The sequence below is a fragment of the Clostridium sp. AF50-3 genome (assembly GCF_003477445.1).
In the GTDB taxonomy this organism is placed as follows: domain Bacteria; phylum Bacillota; class Clostridia; order Lachnospirales; family Lachnospiraceae; genus Otoolea; species Otoolea fessa.
On record NZ_QUDH01000017.1, the window covers coordinates 23,535 to 45,898 of the forward strand.

General features: G+C 48.2%; 22 protein-coding genes. 4 read left to right on the plus strand and 18 right to left on the minus strand.

Annotated elements, in window-relative coordinates:
- Positions 1 to 56: 56 nt before the first annotated feature.
- From DW085_RS15435 to DW085_RS15455, 5 genes are all read right to left on the minus strand, one after another.
- Positions 57 to 656 carry a hypothetical protein gene (locus DW085_RS15435; protein ID WP_118493488.1) on the minus strand — a complete coding sequence of 200 codons (600 nt, stop codon included), beginning with the start codon at positions 654 to 656 and terminating at the stop codon, positions 57 to 59.
- A gap of 578 nt (positions 657 to 1,234) precedes the next feature.
- The gene (locus DW085_RS15440; protein WP_347475122.1) at positions 1,235 to 4,033 is read right to left on the minus strand and encodes a glycoside hydrolase family 2 TIM barrel-domain containing protein; all 2,799 of its coding nucleotides are present in this window, start codon (positions 4,031 to 4,033) and stop codon (positions 1,235 to 1,237) included.
- Positions 3,931 to 8,736, minus strand: coding sequence for a SpaA isopeptide-forming pilin-related protein (locus tag DW085_RS15445; protein ID WP_118493492.1), 4,806 nt, complete (start codon positions 8,734 to 8,736; stop codon positions 3,931 to 3,933). The genes DW085_RS15440 and DW085_RS15445 overlap by 103 nt, the downstream gene beginning before the upstream one ends.
- 548 nt (positions 8,737 to 9,284) lie before the next feature.
- Complete coding sequence (locus DW085_RS15450) at positions 9,285 to 9,530, minus strand: type I CRISPR-associated protein Cas7 (RefSeq protein ID WP_118493493.1); 246 nt, start codon at positions 9,528 to 9,530, stop codon at positions 9,285 to 9,287.
- A 380-nt stretch (positions 9,531 to 9,910) separates the two neighbouring features.
- Complete coding sequence (locus DW085_RS15455; protein WP_118493495.1) at positions 9,911 to 11,479, minus strand: hypothetical protein; 1,569 nt, start codon at positions 11,477 to 11,479, stop codon at positions 9,911 to 9,913.
- Positions 11,480 to 11,808: 329 nt separating this feature from the next.
- Between DW085_RS15455 and DW085_RS15460 the strand changes: the two genes are divergently transcribed.
- From DW085_RS15460 to DW085_RS19230, 4 genes are all read left to right on the plus strand, one after another.
- A complete protein-coding gene (locus DW085_RS15460; protein ID WP_118493497.1) occupies positions 11,809 to 12,264 on the plus strand; it encodes a hypothetical protein in 456 nt (151 codons plus the stop codon).
- Between the two features lie 79 nt (positions 12,265 to 12,343).
- Positions 12,344 to 12,466: a hypothetical protein gene (locus DW085_RS20235; protein WP_284525755.1), complete on the plus strand. Its 123-nt coding sequence runs from the start codon at positions 12,344 to 12,346 to the stop codon at positions 12,464 to 12,466.
- Between the two features lie 56 nt (positions 12,467 to 12,522).
- A complete protein-coding gene (locus tag DW085_RS15465) occupies positions 12,523 to 12,954 on the plus strand; it encodes a hypothetical protein (protein ID WP_147353966.1) in 432 nt (143 codons plus the stop codon).
- A 71-nt stretch (positions 12,955 to 13,025) separates the two neighbouring features.
- Positions 13,026 to 13,202, plus strand: a complete 177-nt coding sequence (locus DW085_RS19230; RefSeq protein ID WP_182430906.1) for a hypothetical protein — start codon at positions 13,026 to 13,028, stop codon at positions 13,200 to 13,202.
- Between the two features lie 5 nt (positions 13,203 to 13,207).
- Here the strand turns inward: DW085_RS19230 and DW085_RS15475 are convergent, their stop codons facing one another.
- The 13 genes from DW085_RS15475 to DW085_RS15545 all read right to left on the minus strand — a co-directional run bounded on the left by DW085_RS15475 (position 13,208) and on the right by DW085_RS15545 (position 22,360).
- Positions 13,208 to 13,945 (minus strand): hypothetical protein, encoded by a 738-nt coding sequence (locus tag DW085_RS15475; RefSeq protein ID WP_118493502.1) that lies wholly within the window; start codon positions 13,943 to 13,945, stop codon positions 13,208 to 13,210.
- A gap of 428 nt (positions 13,946 to 14,373) precedes the next feature.
- On the minus strand, positions 14,374 to 14,964 hold the full coding sequence (locus tag DW085_RS15485) for a hypothetical protein (protein ID WP_118493506.1): 591 nt from the start codon (positions 14,962 to 14,964) through the stop codon (positions 14,374 to 14,376).
- Positions 14,957 to 15,544, minus strand: coding sequence for a hypothetical protein (locus DW085_RS15490; RefSeq protein WP_118493507.1), 588 nt, complete (start codon positions 15,542 to 15,544; stop codon positions 14,957 to 14,959). Before DW085_RS15490 ends, DW085_RS15485 begins: the two co-directional genes overlap by 8 nt.
- Before the next feature lie 12 nt (positions 15,545 to 15,556).
- A complete protein-coding gene (locus tag DW085_RS15495; protein ID WP_118493509.1) occupies positions 15,557 to 15,949 on the minus strand; it encodes a hypothetical protein in 393 nt (130 codons plus the stop codon).
- Positions 15,950 to 16,221: 272 nt separating this feature from the next.
- Positions 16,222 to 17,301, minus strand: a complete 1,080-nt coding sequence (locus DW085_RS15500) for an RRXRR domain-containing protein (RefSeq protein ID WP_118493511.1) — start codon at positions 17,299 to 17,301, stop codon at positions 16,222 to 16,224.
- Positions 17,298 to 17,720, minus strand: coding sequence for an RRXRR domain-containing protein (locus tag DW085_RS15505; protein ID WP_182430907.1), 423 nt, complete (start codon positions 17,718 to 17,720; stop codon positions 17,298 to 17,300). Before DW085_RS15505 ends, DW085_RS15500 begins: the two co-directional genes overlap by 4 nt.
- A gap of 210 nt (positions 17,721 to 17,930) precedes the next feature.
- The gene (locus tag DW085_RS15510) at positions 17,931 to 18,410 is read right to left on the minus strand and encodes a hypothetical protein (protein WP_118493514.1); all 480 of its coding nucleotides are present in this window, start codon (positions 18,408 to 18,410) and stop codon (positions 17,931 to 17,933) included.
- Positions 18,411 to 18,433: 23 nt separating this feature from the next.
- The gene (locus DW085_RS15515) at positions 18,434 to 18,892 is read right to left on the minus strand and encodes a hypothetical protein (RefSeq protein ID WP_118493516.1); all 459 of its coding nucleotides are present in this window, start codon (positions 18,890 to 18,892) and stop codon (positions 18,434 to 18,436) included.
- A 34-nt stretch (positions 18,893 to 18,926) separates the two neighbouring features.
- A complete protein-coding gene (locus DW085_RS15520) occupies positions 18,927 to 19,475 on the minus strand; it encodes a hypothetical protein (protein ID WP_147353967.1) in 549 nt (182 codons plus the stop codon).
- A 142-nt stretch (positions 19,476 to 19,617) separates the two neighbouring features.
- Positions 19,618 to 20,277 (minus strand): hypothetical protein, encoded by a 660-nt coding sequence (locus DW085_RS15525; protein WP_118493520.1) that lies wholly within the window; start codon positions 20,275 to 20,277, stop codon positions 19,618 to 19,620.
- Between the two features lie 35 nt (positions 20,278 to 20,312).
- Positions 20,313 to 20,717 carry a hypothetical protein gene (locus tag DW085_RS15530; RefSeq protein ID WP_118493522.1) on the minus strand — a complete coding sequence of 135 codons (405 nt, stop codon included), beginning with the start codon at positions 20,715 to 20,717 and terminating at the stop codon, positions 20,313 to 20,315.
- A 215-nt stretch (positions 20,718 to 20,932) separates the two neighbouring features.
- On the minus strand, positions 20,933 to 21,259 hold the full coding sequence (locus DW085_RS15535; protein ID WP_118493524.1) for a hypothetical protein: 327 nt from the start codon (positions 21,257 to 21,259) through the stop codon (positions 20,933 to 20,935).
- 306 nt (positions 21,260 to 21,565) lie between these two features.
- On the minus strand, positions 21,566 to 22,360 hold the full coding sequence (locus DW085_RS15545) for a metallophosphoesterase family protein (RefSeq protein WP_118493528.1): 795 nt from the start codon (positions 22,358 to 22,360) through the stop codon (positions 21,566 to 21,568).
- Positions 22,361 to 22,364: the final 4 nt, after the last annotated feature.

Genomic DNA, 22,364 nt, shown 5'->3' on the forward strand with positions numbered 1-22,364 from the left:
GCATAAAAAAAGCCCTCCCCGATTTCTCGGAGAAGGCTTAAGGGTTGTGTGTCAGGCTACGCAAGCAGCGTCCTCAGCTCGTCTTTCAGAGCTGAAGACTCGCACTCAGCTGCCTTTTTGCAGGCTGCCTCGTACGCTGCCAGGGCGCGCTCTGTTCCGGCACGGTCGATCGGGAAACGCCAGCACAGGTGTTCCCAATCATAGTCGATGGTCAGCCACAACCACACGTCGTTGGGGTCGCCATCGTACCCTTCGCCGGCACCAAGCCGCACATTGATGGTCTTCCCGTCAGGAGAAACCACCTGCGCGCTGCGACCCATGGTATACGCTTTCGCGATACGCCATTCGTCTTCGGCGCCTGCACGCCAGAGCCGTGCCTGTGCGCGGTCATCCCAGTCGTATTTCTGGAGTGCTTTTAACACTCCAAGAACATACGTCTGGTACGTCGGCGCTGCGTTGTCTTCCATTCCGGTAACAAAAATTTTACCGAGAAGGGAAGCACTACGCAGAGCCTCGACCATACTCTGCTGCAGAAACATCTCCAGATATTCCCGAAAGAAATTATAGTTTCTTTCGATCTCAATCTGGACGTCTTCCGTACACCCCAACGCTGCTGAACGACCACAAATCATTTCGATTTTTTTTAACTCTTTCATACTTTCCTCCTTCGACGCCCGTACGACCGCGGACGCCTTCCTTTTTTATTTTTTTATTTTTTTACACTTTTATTGGACATACGTAAAGCATGTCCAGTTACATATCATCTCCGTACATAGTTACCGCACTTTGGTAATATTTTTGGAGATGATTCTCTTGTACATTCCATACGGAACGAATTTCATGTAGCGCACGTTGCTACATGTCTTTTAAATTCTTAGGCATTTTCTTTTTTCTCAATGCCTTTCCACTAATGTACATAAACAGTATGTATACGGATCCGTCAAAAAAAGAACGAAAAACATTGCCGGCATATCAGGCAGGAGGTGGACGAAAAATTCCCCACCTCAAACTGAGATGGGGAATGTAATTTTGTTTTTACGCTTCGTAAATTTCAGGTTCAACGCAACCATCAATCGGATTCCAGGTGTCTGCTTTCCGGCATGTATGATCCGTTGCCAGATATAAAAACTTCCGGGCGTGTTTTTTTGAAGGACATTTTTGCGGATAACAGTTTTTGGCTATTTTAGATATAAAATAAAGGAGAGCACAATCGCGCCCTCCTTTATGATACATGCTATTTGGATGTAACCGTTACGAATACTTTCATTGGAATTTTATCATCAATATTACCATTTACGGTAAATTCTCCCGGCTCCAATACCTGCTGCCACGGGATTTCCTCCCATGTCACCGGCAGTGTTTCGGTGGTTCCATCAGTGTACCGCACTTCAGCCTGGCTGGGCAAATCCGGCGTTACACCAATGGCAACGGTATACTTAGTCGATAAAACGTAACTTCGTATCGTTTTTTTCGCATCGGATGTTTCCGCATGTGCTGCAGTCAATGTGATCTCCGCAGGCGCGAGCCCTTCCGCCGATGCGGTTACCGTGAATTCACCTTCTCCATATGGCTTTACGATCGCCAGGACCTTTCCTGCGAACGCTTTTCTTCCGCCCGAGAAGAATGACTCAAGATCCGGCGAATTTCCGTTATCCATGGCAACAAGTTTTCCGGCTCCGCTCACGTTAACCGTTACGCGGGAGGTATCCAGCGTGCTTACCGTGCCATTCGCATCCCTGAGGGAGATCTCAATGAACGCAAGGTCGTCGCGGTCTTCATAAAATGTTTCCTGTCCTCCCCACACAGAAGCGTCGAGCGTGGTAGTCGCTCCTACTGTTTCGATATGATCCCGGCCGTCCGTATTGGCGATCATATTTCCGCGTTCATCGTAAGCAACTGCATCAATGGAACCGTCGGCGTATGGGACTTTCCATGCAAGGTATAAGTTTTCATGCGGTGTGGATGACTTATCCGCACCTTCATAGATCTGATAACTGTAAAGCCCCGTACTGCTCTGTTTGGTTGCGAATTCCTTCCGCCCCAGGGATGTTCTGTTGCCGTTTGTATCCGTGAAGAACAGTTCTACGGATTTTGCATCGCTGTAGACGACAACCTTCACATTTCCATCCAAATCGATGTCCACTGCGTTTTTATCCCATGTCGGCAGCAGGTGTAATGTATGGATCTGGTCATTCCACTGGGACTGATAGAGATAGAAACTGTCTTTTTCAAATCCTGCGGTATCCACGATGCCGAAGTAAGAACTCTTCGGGCTTGGCCATGTTCCCTGCGCTCCGCTGCCCTGGCTCTGCCACGGCGTCGGTTCGCCAAGATAATCAAACCCGGTCCAGGAGTAACTTCCGAACAGATAGTCCCTTTGAATCGTTGTATAGAGCGCATCGCTTGCGCAGGCACCCCATGAAACTCTGGACTCATCATAGGAGGTCAGCTGCTTATCCCTGTTCGTCCCGTTCTGATGTCCGGATGTCTTGTAGTAATTGCGGCTGTTGATGGCAGAAGCGACCTCAGAACCATATATCTTCCAGTCCGGATGAGCCTTATGTAAGGAATCATACTGGGAACCGCTTGCATAGTTCATACCGTTCGTACCGCCGGCATTTGCAAGATCATTCTGCATGGTGATGAAAGTTCCGTTTCCGATTTTACTCTTGTCGTCACCCATTGTGCATGGTCTGGTATTATCCAGATTTTCGATATATGTCAGCATTTTTTTATTTAATGATACAAAGTCGGTGTAAGTACTGATATTGGTCGCAAGTTCATTTCCAATGGACCACATGATGACACATGGATCGTTCCGGTCCCTGCCGATCGCAGCGGCAAGATCGTATTCATACCACGGCATGCTACTTCCGGTTGAACCGATGATCTGATTGTCAGCGCCTATGGTTTTCGTGATCCACGCACTGTAATCATTCACATTGCCGTTCTTGACACTCTCCCATCCGTCGAATATCTCTTCCGTAAGCAGGATGCCCTCCTCATTACAGATGTCGATCAGCATTCTGGATGGTGGGTTGTGTGTGGTACGGATGGAGTTGACGCCCATGCGTTTTAAGATCTGGACCTGTCTGCGGAGCGCCGATCCATGCATGGCAGTCCCCAGCGCCCCAAGGTCACTGTGCATGCAGACGCCGCGGATCTTCATATGTCTGCCGTTTAAGGAAAATCCCTGGTCGGGATCAAAATCCATGTAACGGAATCCATAATCCGTATCACAAGCCTGCAGGAGTTCTTCGCCATCGTATATCTCATTATGGATGGTATACAGGTTTGGTGCATCCGTTGTCCAAAGGTCAGGATTTTTTATGGCGAACGGATTGGAGATTTTTGTATCTGTTCGAGCCGCAGCGGTGACAGATGTATTCACAGAGGATAAAACGGTCTGTTCCCCTTTTTTAGTGATGCTCGTCAATACGGTCAGCTTCTTTGCTTCGTCGCCATCATTCGCGATCGTCAAATCGTTCTGCACGGTCACTGTGGTCTGGTTTGCCTCAAGATCCGGAGTTGTGACGATAATGCCGTTCTTTTTGAAATGTACCGCGTCCGTGATCGTAAGGCTGACATCACGGGTAATGCCGCTTCCTGAATACCACCGGCTGGATGGGACCTTGTTTTCGGTCCGCACGGCGATCACATTGGTTTCACCAGGCTTTAACGCATCTGTGATATCAAAGGAAAATGCGGTGTAGCCATTCGGATGCGAGCCAAGTTTTGTGCCATTGACATACAAGACAGCATTCATGTAAGCCCCGTCAAAATCAAGGGTTACGCGTTTGCCTGCCAGTGATTCAGGGATATTTAAAATCTTACGGTACCAGCCGGTCCCGCCTGGTAAATAAGCACTTTCCGACTCAAGATTCGCATCATATTCCTGGGTAATACTGTAATCATGAGGCAGATCGATCGTTACCCAGCTGCTATCATCAAAGGATACGTCCTGCGCATTTGCGGCATCGCCAGATTGAATTTCCAGTCTGTCATAAGCGGCGTGGTTCCGTTTTCCATGGATAACGGCACTTTAATCTCTTCCGGATCCGACACATCCTGCTTCGTCTGTCCGCTTTTTACTTGATTGACCACGGTTGTCGCGTGGCTGAATTTTTCATACTGCGTGATGTTATTGTTAAAAGTAACCTCAGCTTCTTTGTTTGTGGAAAGCAGGGCTGTCACAGTCTGATCTTCATTGACGGAAGCGTTCTTTACAACTGACACTGGCGTTTCGGATGGAATGTATCTGGATGTCCCGATCTCCTCGATCTGATAGTCATGTCCGTAATCCATCCGGATGGAAGTCGTCCCGTCGATGCTCCCTTCCGGGATTGTAATGGACGCATGATATACTTTTCCGTTTCCGGATATTTTGAACAGGAATGTCGCGTCGCCAAAAGGAGCATATCTCTCGTTGATGTGCTTGTTGATCGTCAAAGCAGCATATTTATAAGAATCGGTCACTTCTACGATCGTTTCATGGGAAAAGATATTGGACAGGTCTTTTCCTGTCAAATCGGAACCGGTCAGTGCGCCATTACGCCACTGGGTTCCGGTCTGTGCATAGACGGCGCTGCCTGTATCCCCTAGTTCGGCTTGGCTGCTTTCAACATACTGTCCGTCCTTATCGTATGAGAATACCTTTTTTTCACCGTTCTGGGTCCATTGGATCCTGTTTAATGTGCCGTCAACGCCTTCGGCGTATTTTCTTAACGGTGCCACAAGGATCCCAGGTTTATCTAACACCCTGATTCTGCTTTCACTGTCCGTACGATCAACAGCCAGCCCATTCGCCGTGGCGGTTATTTTTACAATGGAGTCATTTTCTTTGTAAAGCGTCGGGGCTTTGGTTTCTTTCAGGTAATAATGGCGGGCAGAACCATCGTCATTCAAGTGAAAAACAGCCTGCACATGGTTTACGCCTGCACTGTCGATTTCGGTATCGGCCGGCTGCGGAGAAAATTCCAGTTTCCCGTTTGTGCCGGTTTTCCCGGTATACAGCGCATTGGTGCCGTTTTTAGCATCTGCTTCGGTTGTGTAAATGCTGAATTCCGCATCAGCCAGATAAGTGCCGTTTTCATTTTTCTTTTCGATGATCAATTTTCGTTCACGGTTCGGCGCCATGATTTCTGCCTGGGTCTTTTTTGCGATGCTGTCTTTGCTCAACTGTTCCGCATGGATCCCATTTTTTATCAGCGATGCGGTCACTTCCCGTACGGCATTTCTTATGTCATCCGTGCTGCTGCCGGCTGTAAGCCTGCCCTTCACGAGAGATGCGAGGTAATCCGCGCGTTCCGGTGAAGCCAGATTTTTTACGCTGGTTAAAGCGGAAAGGTCGAGGTAATAATAACGGATGGCGATATCCTTATCCGTGCTCACATCAGCGTCTTCCGTGCCGTAGCGGTTGATCGCATATGGCAGCGGATCGACGGAAGCTTTTATCTGGGAACTTGGAGTATCGTAAGAAAACATCCAGTCGGCCGCATTTTCATTGCGGTAGTGCTCAAAGATACTGCCGATCATTGCTTCTATTGCCGCAGATTCTTCCTCTTGCTCCCCGGCATCCCAGTACCCGTGCTGTTCGGAGCCGTATATCGGTTTCCATACAGGTGTGTCAGCATTCAGGTTCCTGACGTACGGCACGGCCATAAAAACAAGTTTATCAGCTGAATCCGGATCAAAAGCTGCGTTTGAGCCGTTTTTCATCTTCAGATCGGCAAGATTGCCGGCGAGGCCCATGGTATGCGCAATGGAAACCCCAGTATCAAATCGGTTTTCCGTATATAAGGCAGCACTTCCGATCTGCAGGCTTAGGTCGGCGGGCATGTCATTTGCTGATGTGATCCAGATATCCGGCACTCCCGCGTAGCCGTTCGGAGCGGCAGTTTCCCTTAAGATGTAATGGTCATACGTGCTGAAATCAAAAACGTTTCCGTCAGCATAGTTTAAATTTACGGTACCGGTATTTGAAACTGCGATATCATCCAGTAAAGGATCCGGCTGCTCGTCATCAATCGTAAAGGTTCCATTTTCGTCCCGGTCTGCTGCATACAAAGCAAAAGAAGCTCCACTCAGTCCGTTTCCATCCTGATCCATTTTCTGTATCCGGTTGCCCGGGCGATGCTGCAGGTTGAACCTCATGATCAGGTTTGACGCATTGCTGCCGCGCTCCAGGTAGAAAAACTGCAGGGTATGGGATGTGTAGTCGGCAAAGGTGTCCCCATGGAAAGATGAGGTGTCCGCGCCTGCTTTTTCAAACTGCTCCCTGATGGTGCTCGTCTTTTTTGAGTCCGCAGTTGCATCGTAGCTTCTGTCACGTACGATCTGGCCGGTTGAGAAATCAATCGTTGTATATAACTCATCATGGATGCCGCCGAGATCGGATATCAGGATACCGTCAACGAATACCCATACATCATCATCTCCGATGAAGTGAAACTGCATTTTTTCGCTGGTGTCATCATTCATGATGATGCCGTCTTTTGGCTGTTCGAAATCAATCGTCATGTTCAGGCCGAAAAAGTGATTGATCCCTTCTGTCTGGCAGGTGGTATCGCCGGCGGCAATGCTTCCATCCGCCTGTACGCTTACTACATCGGCCGCGCGATTAAACGGGAAAAACTGTCCTATAGTGCCCCGGTTATCGATAATGGCAGGTATATTATAGACGTTAAAACGGCCGCTGTGATCATCTGTCTGGACGAATTCTGCGTAATTATCTCTTCCGTTATATACATAATACCCGTCTTCTTCGTGGAATATTCCATTTACGTTCTTATAAGAATCCTTGCCATTCTGGCTGAAGTCCGGATCAAACAGATAAGCAAGCGATTCATTCTTTTTTTCTTCTGTGTTTGGAAGAAATGTTGCTTTTGACATCTGGCTTTCCGAGAGGTTTAACACCGGGTAGCCATCTTTTAATTTCGATTTTACAAGCCCTTCGTAAGCCATCCCGGAAGACCCTGTCCATGCGTTAAAGTCACCGAACGCATTCTTGGTATCCCCGTTACGATTTAATGAGTTGGCGGTGTTTACAAATTGCAGAATATGATTTTTCCCGATCCCGTTTTCCCAGAATCTTGTCTGATATTCCGCATTGTTTTCACTCCCTTTAAAATAGTCTTTGTCTGTTTTCCTCGTATTCCAATAATCATGCAGATCGATACGCACATTTTCCGGGGATACGGTCTGCAGCCTGTTTTTTAATAAGGCTTCACGGTCAACAGCTTCCAGGTCCAGCGTATTAAAATCAAAGCTTAAAAATGATGCATTAGAACCGCGTTCAAGCTGGAAGAATTTCAAGGTGTGCGTAGTGCCGTCTGCAAACGTATTTCCGGAGAAAGAATCCGTCTTTTCACCGGCTGCCTCGAAGCATTCTTTGATGGTCGTGGCATGTGTGGTCTCATTGGTATTATTCGACACGCGTTTTACGATTACATCGCCTGTCGCAAAATCGATGTTAATTGCCTTTTCGTCTGAGTTTCCCCCGCCATCACCGATCAGGACATCATCCACAAATACCCAGATATCATCCGTACCGGAAACGTTAAAATGCAGATTGGATGACGTTGTATTGAAACGGACGGTGCCATTGTTAGTCTTTGCGAATTCCATTGATCCGGTCAGTCCGAAAAAATGGGTGAATTTTCTGGCGTCGATGCTGTTTGGCGTTAATGTGCCGTTATGATTCGTAAATACCTTATCAATGGACGCAAATGGGAAATACTGTCCCTTCTGCCCGCTATTTGTCTTGATCCCCCATGTATCATACACGCGATAATAACCATCGGAATCCTCATCGTCCGGGGTTTCGATAAATTCGGCGAAATTTTTGGTGCAGGAATAAGTATATCCGGCTCCATTTTTTGACAGTAAACCCTTTACGTTCCGGAAGCTTTCTTTTCCATCATGCTCTTCTTCCGGGTCAAACAGGTAGGACAAGGATTCCGTTCTATCCCGCCCGGATAATTCCGTTGCGGCAGATAATTTGTCTTCTGAAATATTTAAAGCGGGATATCCATTTACAAGTTTTTTCTGTACCAGCCCCTGATACGCAGACTGGGAACTGCCGATCCAACTGTTCCAGTCTCCAAATTTATCAGTATCCGTCACGCCGGAGAACTGCAGTACATGATCTTTCCCGATATTTTTCTTCCAATATCCGGTTGCAAGTTCGTTTTGCCGGTCTGACGCGCTCCATCCGAAATGGTCCGCTTCCGTCTTGGTTGTATTCCAGTAATCAAAAAGATTTAACGTCAGTCCGTCCGGAGAATCCGTTTCAATGCTGTTTGCGTTCAGTACTGCTTCATCAAATGCATTTCCAGCGGATAAAAGAACCGTCACTGAGACAGGCTCTGCGGCAGCTGATAAACGGTAAGTATCTGAGTTTATGGATGCATGGATTGTAAATTCTGCCGCCCAATATGGAGAGCCGTCCTCGTAAGATGCCGCATCAGCGTTTGAAGCAGTGGCTATAACGTCATCACCTTCATCAATTTCCGATTCTTCTTCATATTTCGTCAAATAATCAAACAGCGGATCCAGATCCCATGTGATCGGCACTGTTGCGATTGCCTCGGAAACGGTAGCCAATTCCGCTTCTTCTGTACTCTTTACTGTTTCGAATGTTTTTTCATGCTTTTTTGCCGCACTCTTGCTGCGGTCATCGAATAAATCGTAGTCCGGAAGATCTTCTTCGTCCTCTTCCTCTTCGTCATTCTGCACGGGACCAGCGATTGTCCGATCGATATTGCTATCGGACGCAACTGGCCATTCGCTTTCTTCCTGCCTGGTTGACGTGCTGATGCGTTGCTGGGCGTAGCCGTATCCGGCCGCAGAATGTAAATCTTCTGCGGCAGCCCCATCGCATCATTCCCGTCATCGGCACATAACGAATACCCTTCCATGCTGAGTTTTATTTCCCAGCGATTATGTGACTCAGACCAGTATACGGAGCTGCTGTCCGTATCGAACGTCCACGCACGGATAGGTGACTTCGCATTTCCTGCAAAAGATAGTTGAATGAAATTTACCGTGAACATGGAAATGACCAGCATGATCGCTGCCAACCGTCTCGGTAATGATTTGGATTGATTGTAAAAAAATTGCATAGCAGATACACACCCCTATTCTGTTCCAGCAAAAACATTTGATAAAAACAGTATGTCGGATGTTTGCGAAATCCCCGCAAAAATATAAGAGTAAAATGATCCGGCAGGAGGTGGATAAAAAATTCCCCACCTCAAACTGAGATGGGGAATGTAATTTTGCTTTTATGCTTCGTAAATTTCAGGTTCGACACAACCATCAATCGGATTCCAGGTAATTTTATAATCCTCGAATCTGCGTGGCTGGTCGATCTCGTCTTTTAATTCGCACTCCATGTTGCGGATAATCCGCGCGGAGCTGGTTGCCGGGAACGGCTCTTCATGTTTCCACCAATACATTTTCCTTACTTCCATGCTGCCTTCCGGTCTTGCCGCGGACGCGTCACCTTCAAATAAATGCATCAGTGCCATTTTTAACACATGGACTCATCAAATTCGTCAAGTCCACTGCTCAAGTGATAGTCGGATGTCTTCTCAAATTTCGCAAGATCAAAGCGTTCCACGCCCGTTTCCGAATGGTCGGTGACGTCCTCTCATGACTAAAGTCACGAGCTTCCCGTGAGAGCTCCTCACGAAAAGGCATCGTTCCCATAGATTGAGACTTCCCTTATATTTCCGGACATCACCATTCCCGAAGAATGGATATAGCCCGGGTTTTACGGGTTCGGGGGATGCGTTCGGTCCGGGACCTACTGGCTGACCCCACGGGAGTACGCCGGACTCCCAGGATATAAAAATGGTTACGTGTTTCTTATGACAGGTTTATGAGTTACGTTTTTTCAAGTTCATATTTAAAATCCAAAGCACTGCGGCATACTCTGCCCGGTGCTTTTCATTGTCTGAATGAGACGTTCCTGCAGCTGCAGGAAGTTCTGGAAGCGTTCTTTACATGCCTGCTGATTCGGTATGGCCAGATCGTCGGACGGGTTCTGGATCAGGAACGCGCTGTAGAGGTCCCTCTGGACGGTATGTCCGCCGATCTCCTTCTCACGTTCCGAGAGGAGTGCTTTGACGCATTCCCCTGTTACGTGGTTATACTGGCTGGCCTTATAGGTCCGGGTCTGGATCTCCAGGACGGCTACGCCAAGGAGTCCCGCCTTCCGTTTTAGGATGGTGAGAAAGGAAGCCGGGGCCCGGTTATTTAAGGACCGTCCGAACCGTTTCTTCTTTTTAAACTTCCGGATGAGCCTTACGGTTCCGTCTTTCTGCTTCACCGGGGAAGCATCTTCCTTTCTGGCGGTGTCCTTGGCCCGTTTCTGTAAGGCTCGATAGTCCATATGCTCGACGTAGATGGTATCCGCATGGGCTAAGAAGCGGTTGGCCCGTTCCTCATGATCCTGCTTGATGTAGGCTGTTTTCTTCCGGTAGATGGCCCGGAGCTTCTGACGCATCCTTTTATATCCCTTGGAGAAGATCCAACGGTCATGGTTCTTCTGGTTGATCGTTCCGTCCTCATGGTACTTCCTGGGGTTCGTCATCCGCTTGGAGATATCCATCCGGTACTGCAGGTCACGGATCTGACGGTTATATTCCGGAACACGTGGTGCGAGCTCCTCCAGGAATACGGCTTCATTACTGACAGCAGCCATGGTGGAAGTCCCAGGGTCAATGCCCATGGGGCCCTTCCCGGATGTCCGTCCGTTTACCGGGGCGTCACTGCGGACGCATACCAGTGCGTAATACCGCCATCCGGAAGGGAACATCTTCCGGCTGATGGTACAGTAGGCGATGGTCCCCTGTAAGGCTTCCGCGATATAGTGCTGCTCGGAAATACGGTTCGGAAGTTTGCAGGAAAGCGTCAGGCCGGTCCATTCCACCGTCATGGTCTCCGGATGGAACTTTGCCCCGTTGGTGTTTGACTTGCCTGTAATGGTACTCAGTTCACATTCCTTTTTGTAATGAAGCTTCGTTCCGTTCCCGAACAAGACTTTCTCAACACCCGCCCAGACGCGTCCTGCCTCTGCCTGGACCTGCTGGGAGGATACCAGATGGGAAAACCGGGAACCGCATTTCTTTAACCAGGACTCAAATCCGGACTTGGAAAGCTCCATGTCCGTACGGATCGTGTTTAATACCTGGTTGATGGATTTGATCTCCTTTTCCATAGCAGTAACCTGTTTTTCAAGTTCCCGTTCTTCTTTCCGGGTAGAGGGAACCTTCTGCTGTAGTCCGTCAAGTTTCTTGGATGTTTCCAGACGTTTCTCCATGGCGTCCTGGTACGCTTTATCATGCTCCAGGCGGGATAAAAGCTTATTCCCGTGTTTGACGCAGACGTTATGGATATGGGTCATGGCACGGAAGCGTTTTTCCATTGCCTGGGAACAGGCTTTGGTATTCAGTAGGATCTGTACGGTATGCATGTGTTCCCTCCTTTCAAGATTTACTATCAGTATGTCGCATCTTAAGATCTTGGCTTTTTGCGGATAACACTTTTTGGTCGAAATGATAAAAAGCATTGATTCATTTGGTTAGATAAGAGTACAAAAGAAAAAAGCTGGCACAATTCATCTCACGACTAAAGTCACGAGCATTCTTGTGCCATGCTGGTAAAATACCATTCCCGCACTCATATATCTGCGAAAGACACGGAAACAGGAGCAAGGCACAATCTATTTTTTGCGCGTATTACCGGATCACGGTTAGCATACTGATAACGGATCATAAAATAAGAAATTGAGGAGGAAAAAGAATGAACACAACAGCAGTTACACTGAAAGCGATGCAGAAGATCCCGGAGGAAGAATTCGGAAACATCGCCCGCATGCAATACGGGATCTCAAAAGGCATTGAGGAAAAGAAGGCATATGTCGTGAGCCATGCCAGTGAGGAGATCGGTGAAGATGTGTCAGCCGGGGTCTTTGAGCATACGTACCGTGCGATGCATGATTACGGTATGGATGTTCAAGATTCCGAAAGATGGGCGTGGCTGAATACATTGTTTGGATACGATATCGGCGCAGAACGAGCATTGGATGTGATCAAATGGTACAACGACAATGGTATGGATGTGCTTGGCCTGACTGCAGATGACAGGGAAAGTGTTCGTAATGTGGCGGAACTGGAACTTGGATTTCATTTTAATTTTGCCGCATTTGCAAAAGAAACCCCGGATGCGATCAGCTATCGCTGGCCGGAGCACATCTGACCAATAAGCACTCAAAGAAAACACGCAAACATAGCCGAATGGTATTTTACCGGGCTGTGGGAACGACGGAGGAAAAACGATGGGAAAAGAAGACAGAACCAATGGAACAAAAAGCACTCTGGAGGCAGAAAAAAGCGTTTTTGAGCAAAAATGCTATGAAGCTTATAGCTTCGATGGATGCTCGCTCACGGAGAGACGCTGAAAGAATTGCTCCATACGATCGGCGACATTGCAGCGGAATCTACAGAAGAACATGCTATGGTTGCTGCAACGAGCGAAAGCAGCGCAAAAGCACTTCTGAGTGAAGCCCATAACACTTTCATTATGGAGACTGGATTCGATGGTAGTCTGTGGGTCTGCCTGGAGGAATTTTTGCAGACAGAGTTCCAGGATCCTGGCTACATGATGGGTCTGATCGATCTGATGGACGATCACGAAGAAATGTGGAAGTTTTACCGCGAGCATTATATTCCGGAAAAGCAGGAGTATTATGTGACGATGAAAGTCGAAGGCAGGTTTATCACGAAAGTCCTTGCGGAAACGATCAAGGAAGCTAAGGAGCTGGCCGTCAGCGAGTACGAGAACGCAGATTTCGGGAAACTGGAAGATATTGACGGCGACTGTATTATCGTGGAAGATGCTGATGGAGATTATGTGTGGGAAACCGGAGACCCGGATCCAGAGGAATAGATTGGGTGCTTGCGCATCCGGAACAATATGCGCTGATCAAAATTGTATATGATCAAAATGGAGGAACGAATATGTCTGAGAAAGAGAAAAAGGAACTGGATGAAATCATTGCGCGTTGCCATATCACGAAGGACGATCTGTATATGGAAGCCGAATGCGTGGAAGAATACGGTGAGTGGATGCATATGTCTCTTATGGGATATAGTGCGGACAGTCTCCGCGAAGCGGCAGAGCGAATGACGAAATGATGTTATCACAAAGAGGACTGCAATTTTCGCAGCCCTCTTTTTTTCGCCTTACTGTTTGGCGTTGGGGATGTTACCCGGGAACAGTCTCTTATCTTTCTGCATAAAAAACGAGGCTCCCTATAGCGGGAACCTCGATAAAAATTAGCAGTATGCAGAGTAGTTAAATCTTCCGATGTGTGCATCCCAGTCAAAATCTTCTGGCAGGTACTGCCCCATCTTACGCCGGAACTCATCCACAAAATCTTCGTACGATCATACGGTCTCCTCACGAAACTCATAGGACCGTCCAGATCGCGGTCGCAGAAAACCATGTAACTGGTTTCTGAACGAAGGTCGATCCAGTTTACAAATTCCGGATTCTCGCTTTTCTCTTCGCCCACTATGACATATGGTACATTAAACTTACCGTTGACGCGGTATGGCATAAAGCGCATACCATCATAAATATCATCGGCCGGGATTCTTACGATGCCGAACCTCTTCTCTGATTCAGAATCCATAGCAATCTCCGTTCCTGCTAAGTTAGAAGGAACGTATCCGCAATCCTGATAAGCCTCAGCGGTTAGCTCAAATGCTTCATCCGGGTCATAGGTGGCTGCCGAATTAAATTCCTCATGGGAGTATTCCATTGCCATTTCCAGTTCTTTCGGGTTTAAGGCCAGGTACCGTTTAAGGAAACTCATAAATTCCTCCTCGTTTAGTCTTAAACCACTTCCATAATATCCTGCATTCCATTCGCTCATATCTTTTCTCCTTTTTTCTGGTATAATATTGTTTTCTTACGCATGACATATAATGAAATCATCCGGATAAATAGCGTCGATCATGATTGCCTGAAACTCAGCATATCGGAATGCCTGTCCTGGCATATATGGAGAATATCGACTGTCTGCATGAATTCCATATACGCGGCTTCCTACTTTAGGCTGTTCCAAGAACCACAATATCGTTGATCCAGTAGTTCCAAACTTTCCATGATATTCGTACAATGTGTGCATTTTTGGCACAGAATCCTGTCCAGGCCATGTGCACAATCGTCTTATTTTCTTCATCGGAACCTCCAAAATGTCCGTGTTATGATAGGTGTTTTTGCGTCTGTCATGCCCCGCCAGGCTGGCTCTATGTCAGCTGAACGGTTATAGCGGTCACTTTCTTATGACGCAAAGCTTTCTTATTTTTCCCAAACGAAATTCCCCTTGGCATCTTCGATGATGATGCATTCACTTCCAACCACTTCGAGCGGATCGAGGTTCACATCCGCGAATCTTGATTCTGCCAGCCCCTTCGCCTCATCTACTGATGTTGCCACAACCTGGGTGACATATCGGCCGTCGACTTTGATCGTTACCCAATACGTGGCCAGGACTGGCTGTCTGGTAGGTTTGATATAGTGATTGGTGTAGAATTTCCGTAAGGAATCTGATGTCCCCATCATGTTGAACAGGGAAGCCATATAACGCTGATCCAGAAATTCATTTTTTAAGAATGCGTCCCTGCTCTCCCATAAATTTCCGCCAGAGCCGGATAAGACCTGGTCTTTCGCTGTGGCGATCAGTTTTTCCTGATCTGTTTCAGCAGTTGCCGTGTCGGATACAAGCTTTTCCGTTTCTTTTGCGACCAGATCAGATACCGTTTCAAGCAGTTCTAACTGTGACATTCCGTGCGACATACTCCACCAAAACTTGTATGCTTCGTAGCATTGGTCCTCGAATGCTTTTTTTCGTTTCTCTAAAGTTGCAGAAGCTTTCTTCTGATTACCCATGGTTTAACTCCTTTTCTTGTGATTCAGTTTTTGTGTCTAACAGTCTCAAAAATTCATCCTTCAGGTTAAACATGACTTTTGCATATCCGTACTTTCGCATTAATCTAGCAAATGTACTGGAATCGTGCAGACGGAATAAATCTGCAAGTCTTGTTACGTTATCCGAGAAAGGACGGCGCTTAAATTGAGCTCCAAGAAGCCTTAAAGGCCCGGTTTTTGTCTGGTAAAATTGCGGCTCCAGGACCTGATAATCCACGCGGTGTACATGCGTTGGCACAGTACGGACCCATGATTCGCCATAACATCGCGCATCAGGTACATACTGGATGATTGCTTCTGTATTCCATATTTCCTGTGCCTGCATGTAATAAGCATGAATGATAGCTGGTAGCCCCAACTGCTGCATGGCCTGTATCGTCTCCGGTCCGGACGGCATCGCATTGACACAGTCTAAAATCCGGTTTGAAACGCAGATTCTTGGGATCGTGTCGTCCTCTCCTTCTATCCTGCTTTTCGGGACGCGCGGTTTAAAAGTATCCACGACGTCAAATGATACATGGATGTATTTTGTCTGCGCCATGGCCATACCTCCTCAATTTTTCTCAAATGAATGACAGATCGTCTTTGGCGTTTCTGTTGCCCATCTGGAAAAATCAAGCTGGAGTTTCTGGTTTTTGGCAGCAGTCATTACCAGTTTTTTATGCTTTGCTCCCAGTTCCAGAACGGAAATCTCATGATTCAGTTCCCAGCATTCACGATTTAACAGCAAGGCATCTTTCCAGGGCAGCTGATATCCCATCAGGGTGTTCAGCCATGCGATCTCGTTCAGGTCATATACGGACATCCCATATTCTTTGCCGCTTCCAAGCAGACCGTCATAAAAATAATGGATACACGCTTCATCCAGTCCCTCATCTGGGAACATGTACGAATTTGGATACGCTGCCTGCAGTTCTTTTAATTGTTTTTTGAGTTCTCGTTTCATTCTTGGTACCTCCATTTCTTTAATTGAATGTTTACGCTATCAGTATGGCGATATTGTGGCTGAAATTTGATGCAAATAAAAAGCAGAGCCGAAGCTCTGCTTAAGATGATGGTTGCTGCTGTTGTGTATACGGTTGTGCATATCAAGACCGGAAAGACTGGTTGCAAGCCTTGTCCTTTCTCATTTTATAAAATAGGCGTGTTAATACTCGCGACTTTAGTCGTGTAGATACAACACGCCAAACGGCAAGGCGGCTTTATGCCGCCTGCTGTTTACGCTACATATACCAGGCCCTTGTTCTTTTGGACAACCCTTACGACTTTTGCCGGAAAGTTTTTCTTGTCCTGCCCATAGGCGCGGTAATACGCGCCGCCAGTCAGCTGACCGGTCATCACGAACCGTTTTTTCTGGTATACAAATACAGCCCCCGGCATCATCCGGCCTTTCGTATTGTAATGCCTGGTACTTTTCTGCACGGTGACTTTGGACAACATCCGGTTGGCTGTTTCCTGCCCATACCGTTCTGTCATATCCGCAATCCAGTCCTCCAGGGAATCTGTTTTCTGATCCATCCGCTTCTTGCGGTTCTTTGCAATGATCTTCCCGTCATACCGGTAAGTGCGTTCCGTCTGGTGATGGATCCTGGCGCGGTTATGTCTGCGGAACTGTTTGATCTCATACGGTTCCGTCTGCATGACCGGCTGTACGTCCTTCAGAATACTGGCTGCGATACAGTAAGCGTCGATATCATGGTCCTTCTCCAGTTCGTGTTTCTCGCGGAATTCCTTGGTGTTCCATCCGTTCGTCACATGGGTATGTCCCGGATACCGGATCCCCAGTTCCTCTGTGAGGGACGGGATGATCTGGTTTAATACGGACGTCCCACCGTATTTCTTGCTCAGACCGTCCTTTCTTGACTGAAGTTTCTCGGCAGCAGCCTGGTCTTTATGTACCCGTTCATGACATTTTTCGCAAAGTCCGGCGATATTGTTTATCGTATTGCTGCCTCGCCTGCTTCTCGGTATGATATGATGGTAATGCTCAATTTCCCGTTTCCGGCATAACAGGCAGAGCCCGTCCTGCTGGAGGCTGACCGCGGCTTTTACTCCACCGGTCCCATGCAACGGTCCGCGGCAGAAGTCGATGTCCCGCTTTTCCATGTCCGGGTTATCCAGCTGCATGAACGCGAACCGGTTGACCTCCAGGACCATTTCCGTTACCGGGAGGATCCCGGACAGTTTCCGGAAAGCTTCCAGATGGGTCCGTAATAACTGTGTAGCCGTAGGCGTTAGCCATCCTTCCGGACGCAGCCGGTTGTTGAACCTGGATTCCGTATTGATAATGTCTTTCACTGCCAGCGGTTCCTTGCATCCCGGCAGGATCCTGCGTTTAAATGTTTGGCTGTTGTATGCAGCTTTTTTGCCAGACGTTTCCTTGCAAGGCGTTCGCCCCTTCGGGATGCCTGCCGGAATGACCGGCGGTCATTCATCAGGGATACGATCTCCTTATTACGCGTTTCAATATGGGCACGGTACAGCTCTGTTCCATCAGAACGGACAGCGGCCATACCAATGTTGGTTCTTCCGGGGTCCTGTCCGGCAATGACCGGCTGGAGGATCCTGGTTTTGGTTGGTTTTAATAGCTGGATCGTGAACGGCAGAGTATCCACTGCTTTTGCCTGTCCGGATTTTAACATCCGGCGGACCTTCCCGTAACGGCAGGTCGGCATGAGCGGTTCTCCGTTCATATCCAGTACGTAAACATATCTCATAGTTCTCCTTTTTTGCTGTAAGCCAGTCACCGCCAGTTCCGGCCCGGTAGATATCCGGTCCTGGCGGCTTCTGTTAAGTTTCCATAGCATTGGCATACCTAACCGGAGCGTGGGGCTTGGAGTTACCCGCACGGCGAACGGTATGTCACTGCTCTGCTCGATCATTCAAGCCTCCGTCGCGAGCTTACCGAGGCAAGCCTGTGACTTCAGTCATGGGTGATTGACGATCCGGACGACAGCAGGTGTTTCAGCCTTTTCCTTCCCGATGCGGCAATTGACCTCAATCGGTGCCAGCCACAAAACTTTCGTTTCTTTGCGTCCCGGCCCGATCCGGTAAATATGCCAATGGGCTTTCCGGATGTGCGGGCGCGGGGACTTTCCGGTACCATGAGGCCGGTTCGTATCTGACGATTCTGTCAATCTACGCCGTACCTCCGTTGCGTAGCGGACCCCGATATCCCATTTCCTGACTGCTGATGTCTTCAGCTTTCCGGATGGACGATAAAACGTTTTCTGTACTTCGTTTTCCGTGATATCCGGCTTCTCGGATGAGATATATGCCGCCAGCAGTAACGCTGTCCTTAATGCCTGCTTGATTTCCGGCATGCCGGCATTCGCTTCGATCAGGTCATTTAGGGTCTGGCTGTCATCTGCGTCATCGACAGCGAAAGAAACACCTCCAAATAGCAATTCCTTCGTTTCAGGTACGCCGGTTAAAACGACGAATCCTGCAAATCCGGCTTCTTCGCCTCAAAGGGTACCTTTCCGTATGTCAGGAAAATCCCTTCGATGAACGCATGTGCCGTATTGGAAATGCCGTCTCCGGTCGAAGTCATGCGGAGATCGGAAAGGTCAAAATATACCGTCCGAAACGGCATCTTGATCTTTCCGGCCGGGAAGGATAAGTCATCCATTCCGAGCAGGTCTTTCGCCAGTTCCGGCGTGATCTTGTAAGCCTGTTTGTATTTCGTCCAGTCCGCAGCTACAAAAGCGGTCCTGGAAAAATGCAGGCGTTGTGAGCCTTTGACCCCGTACCGGCTGACATCAGCCAGTTCGGCATAATGCTTATCGCAGTCAGCGACATCCGCAAAATACGGTGCGTCCGGATCCTCAATCATGTTTTTTATGAATCGGATCGGGAGGTACTCCTCATTTGCGTTTTTCCGTTTCATATTTTTCTCCTTTTCTTTCTCTGTGGTTCAGATTTTATTTTTTCCAAAAGGCATTCCCCTGCTTGCGGATTCTGCGTCCACATTTCGGGCAGAACCGAATGGCGTCATCAAACGAATCCATTCCGAAGTCATATCCGCAGCAGACCGTAATCCCGTCTTCCAGGTCCGTTTCTGAATCTTCGCTGACCGGACGCACACCGCCCCAGAACTCTTCGTTCGCAGTCTGATCAAACGTCTTTATGCGGATCACGCTCCAGGTAGTGTCTTTTGATTGACAAGTCAGGTCTGCGTCGCAGCGGTATGTGTCCAGGACTGTGTCATAATGTTCTTCGTCAGACACATCGCCATCCAGGATGTACTCGCGGACCAGATGCGCGGCTTTCAGTCCCATGATAAATGGATCTCCGCCCTGTTCCTTAACAACATACGCCGGCTCATCGTTCCAGCCGCGGTTTTTCACATCCTGCGTCCACACAGCAACCAGGTCGCCGACATGCAGGCTGTTGCCATCACTATCGTAAAGACCAGTCGGATCTCCGCAGGTTCCCATAAATACATTTCCGCTTTTTAGTATTCGTTTCATGTTTTCTCCTTTATTTTTTTGAAGTTGGCCGACAGTTCCGTTGCATTTTAGAATCAGCCGGTCCATCCTCCCGTGTCTACCCGTAGCCGCTTTGGGAACGTTTCCTTTAACCAGTTGTAAAGCCAGACGGTTTCTTTAGTTTTTAGGGCATGCCGCCCAAGCAGCTGCCATAATCGCATTGGATGATCCGCGGTGGCGAGCCATGCTCGTATCTGTCGCACAGTGTGCATCCGCCATCGCCCATGATCTTTAAGTGAGTCCTCAGATCTTTCGCACTGACCAGATGAAAGTTCAGGTGCGGCAGGACGTACTGCATCGTTCTGCATACATCCTGGCAGTAATCGAAACAATCCATGGCCCATTCCTTATTCTCTGTGTTGTCATCATCATAAAAGGTGATGTAGCGCGCGAACAGGATGCTGATTTGCGATATGGTATCCACAAAAGACAGGCATAGCTCCCGATGTTTAGCATCCGTCAGATACGCCTGTGTGGTTGAGCGCGTGATCCATTTTGGATCAATCGGCTTGTCGTATACCCATTCAGCGTATTGGCCATATCCAAACCGTTCCATACGCTCCGTCTCCAATCCGGATGCATCGATCTGCAGGATAGTTGCCTGCCCCAGGATCTGCTTCCAGTATGGGAGACTCGATTTTTCCGTCAGATAAATCCTTGTGTCTTCTTCCCCGGCAAGCCGGCTCCGCTGACCGATCATGGGGCAGAGTCCATTTTTAAGGATCTTTGCCGCCGTCGCCCGATCGGTCACATGATATAAATATTTGCATGTACAGCTGTCCATAATATTCCTCCCGATGTCCGTATCCTGCATGGTTCTTATCTTCGGCCATTTCGAAGACGGTCCAGGAGATAACTGTCGATCCAGCGGTCCTCGACCGGGGCCTTGACACTGGTTTCTGCGTCATTATCCACTTTCCAGCCGTTTTCTACCATCTCGGCCGCCCGGATATAAGCTGCATCCTGTGTTGCCGCTTCTGTTTCCGGGATCCAAACCTTCGAGTAAGCTTCCTGTTTGATGCACACCAGATGGCCCGGTTCATTATGCGCAATATCTTCCGCGCGCTTGATGGCCTTGGAAAGAACGATTATGTTGGAATTGATGGCAATGCTGTGCTCGGATATCGTGTAACGGCCGGCGTATCCCATCTCATCCAGAACACCGGGTAATGCTTCTCTTCCTTTTTCTGACATATCGGTCAAATAATATCGCTGCATTCTCATACCGTCGCACCTGCCTTTCTGTTGTGTCTGGTAGCACATTTCCAGATGAACTGTGCGGCCTTGTGCGTGTTACGTTCTGTCAATTTCTTCATTTTCACTTTCCTCCATTTCTTGTGTGATGTAATGGTTACGGTATCAGTATGGGAAAGTCAGACTGCTTTTTTGGCATAAAAAAACCTCCTCACGATGAGAAGGCTTTGGGTTCCGGTTTGCGATTATTTTCTTGTTGGTGCACCATGCATCACAGCACGGTATACTTCTGCGCGGCTTAATGGACGGCTGCATTCCGGATATAACTGATTCCGCAGCTCCATGATCTGCATATCGAGCATGCGATCGCGCTGCCGGTCCAGCAGAAACAGCTCCAGCATAGGCGTCTGCGATTCTTCTACCATTGTTACATTGATACGGGCATATTCATATGCAATCTCTAAGTCGCGGACCGTAATTTTTTCTTTGCGGTGGATGTCTTTGTAGACCAGGTAATTGATCCGGTCTTTTACATCTGCCGTGAGCTCGTGTAATACAGTATTCGCATCCACAAAAATCACCCCCTCTTTTCGCTTCAGTATGGCGCATCTGTCCGTTTTCCCTGGTGTGCCACAGCCTCAGGGAATAGGAACGCATGCTCCCGCTTCAGTGCTGTCAGTATGGGGATTGCAGAGCCGCAAAAACAAAAGGAAAAAAGCAGCCTCCGCTGTTTTGGATGGCGCCTGGCCGAAACCGATGCGTGCTTCTGATGAATAACTCGGCAAGTAGTTTCTTGCTTATTTTGCGGATAATATTTTTTGGTAAAAACGAAAAAATGGCATACAAAAAGACCTGCACGGTTGTGCAGGTCCTGTCTGTTAGAAAATTCTCGTGATCTGATGGTAGATTACGGCATCCTGTGCGGTGATCTGATGGTCCATGTGATGATGACCAAAAAACCATCTGTGATAATCCGTTCTCTGTTTGATCTTCTCAAAGTATTTGGTTAGCGGGTCCGACGCTAACGCTCCGCCGCCTAAGATAGCCAGGCTGGACGCCGGCCCGTCATGAGAAATGATAAAATCCGCTTTCCAGTGATTGGCTTTCAAGGTCTCATATCCATGCAGCATCTCGGTCTCAGATGGCATCTCGGCTCTCCACCAGTCGACGCCTTCGATTCTCGTACTGCATCTGGTCGTCCGCAGTATTTTCCGCTTTTCATAAATCAGAGGGTCATCAGGCTGCAGGATGCCGGCCGTATAGTCGCGTCTTAATTCTTCGGCGCTGGCCAGTCCGTTGATGTCGTGGGATCTGGCGCCGCCAAATGCAAACACATCCACACCGTCAATCCGGTACATCTCGCCCCGCATCAGGTGGATGACATGTTCGCGTAACTTATGGACGCGTCCGCCCTGCCATTCTTCTTTCGGCATGGCATTTAGCCGGTCGAAGTTCTCGTGGTTTCCATCCACGAATAACGTGGTAAAGTTCTTATCCTCCAGCCAGTTAAGCCACCAGGTTTCTGTTTTGCTTTCCTTGTCTTCTGCGAATACCAATCCGAAGTCGCCGCAGATGATCACGTAATCCTCGCGACATAATTCTTTTTGTTCTGGGAAGTTTTCCGTATTCAGCCGCTTGGGCTCCCCGTGGGTATCTCCTGTTACAAAGATCATCGAA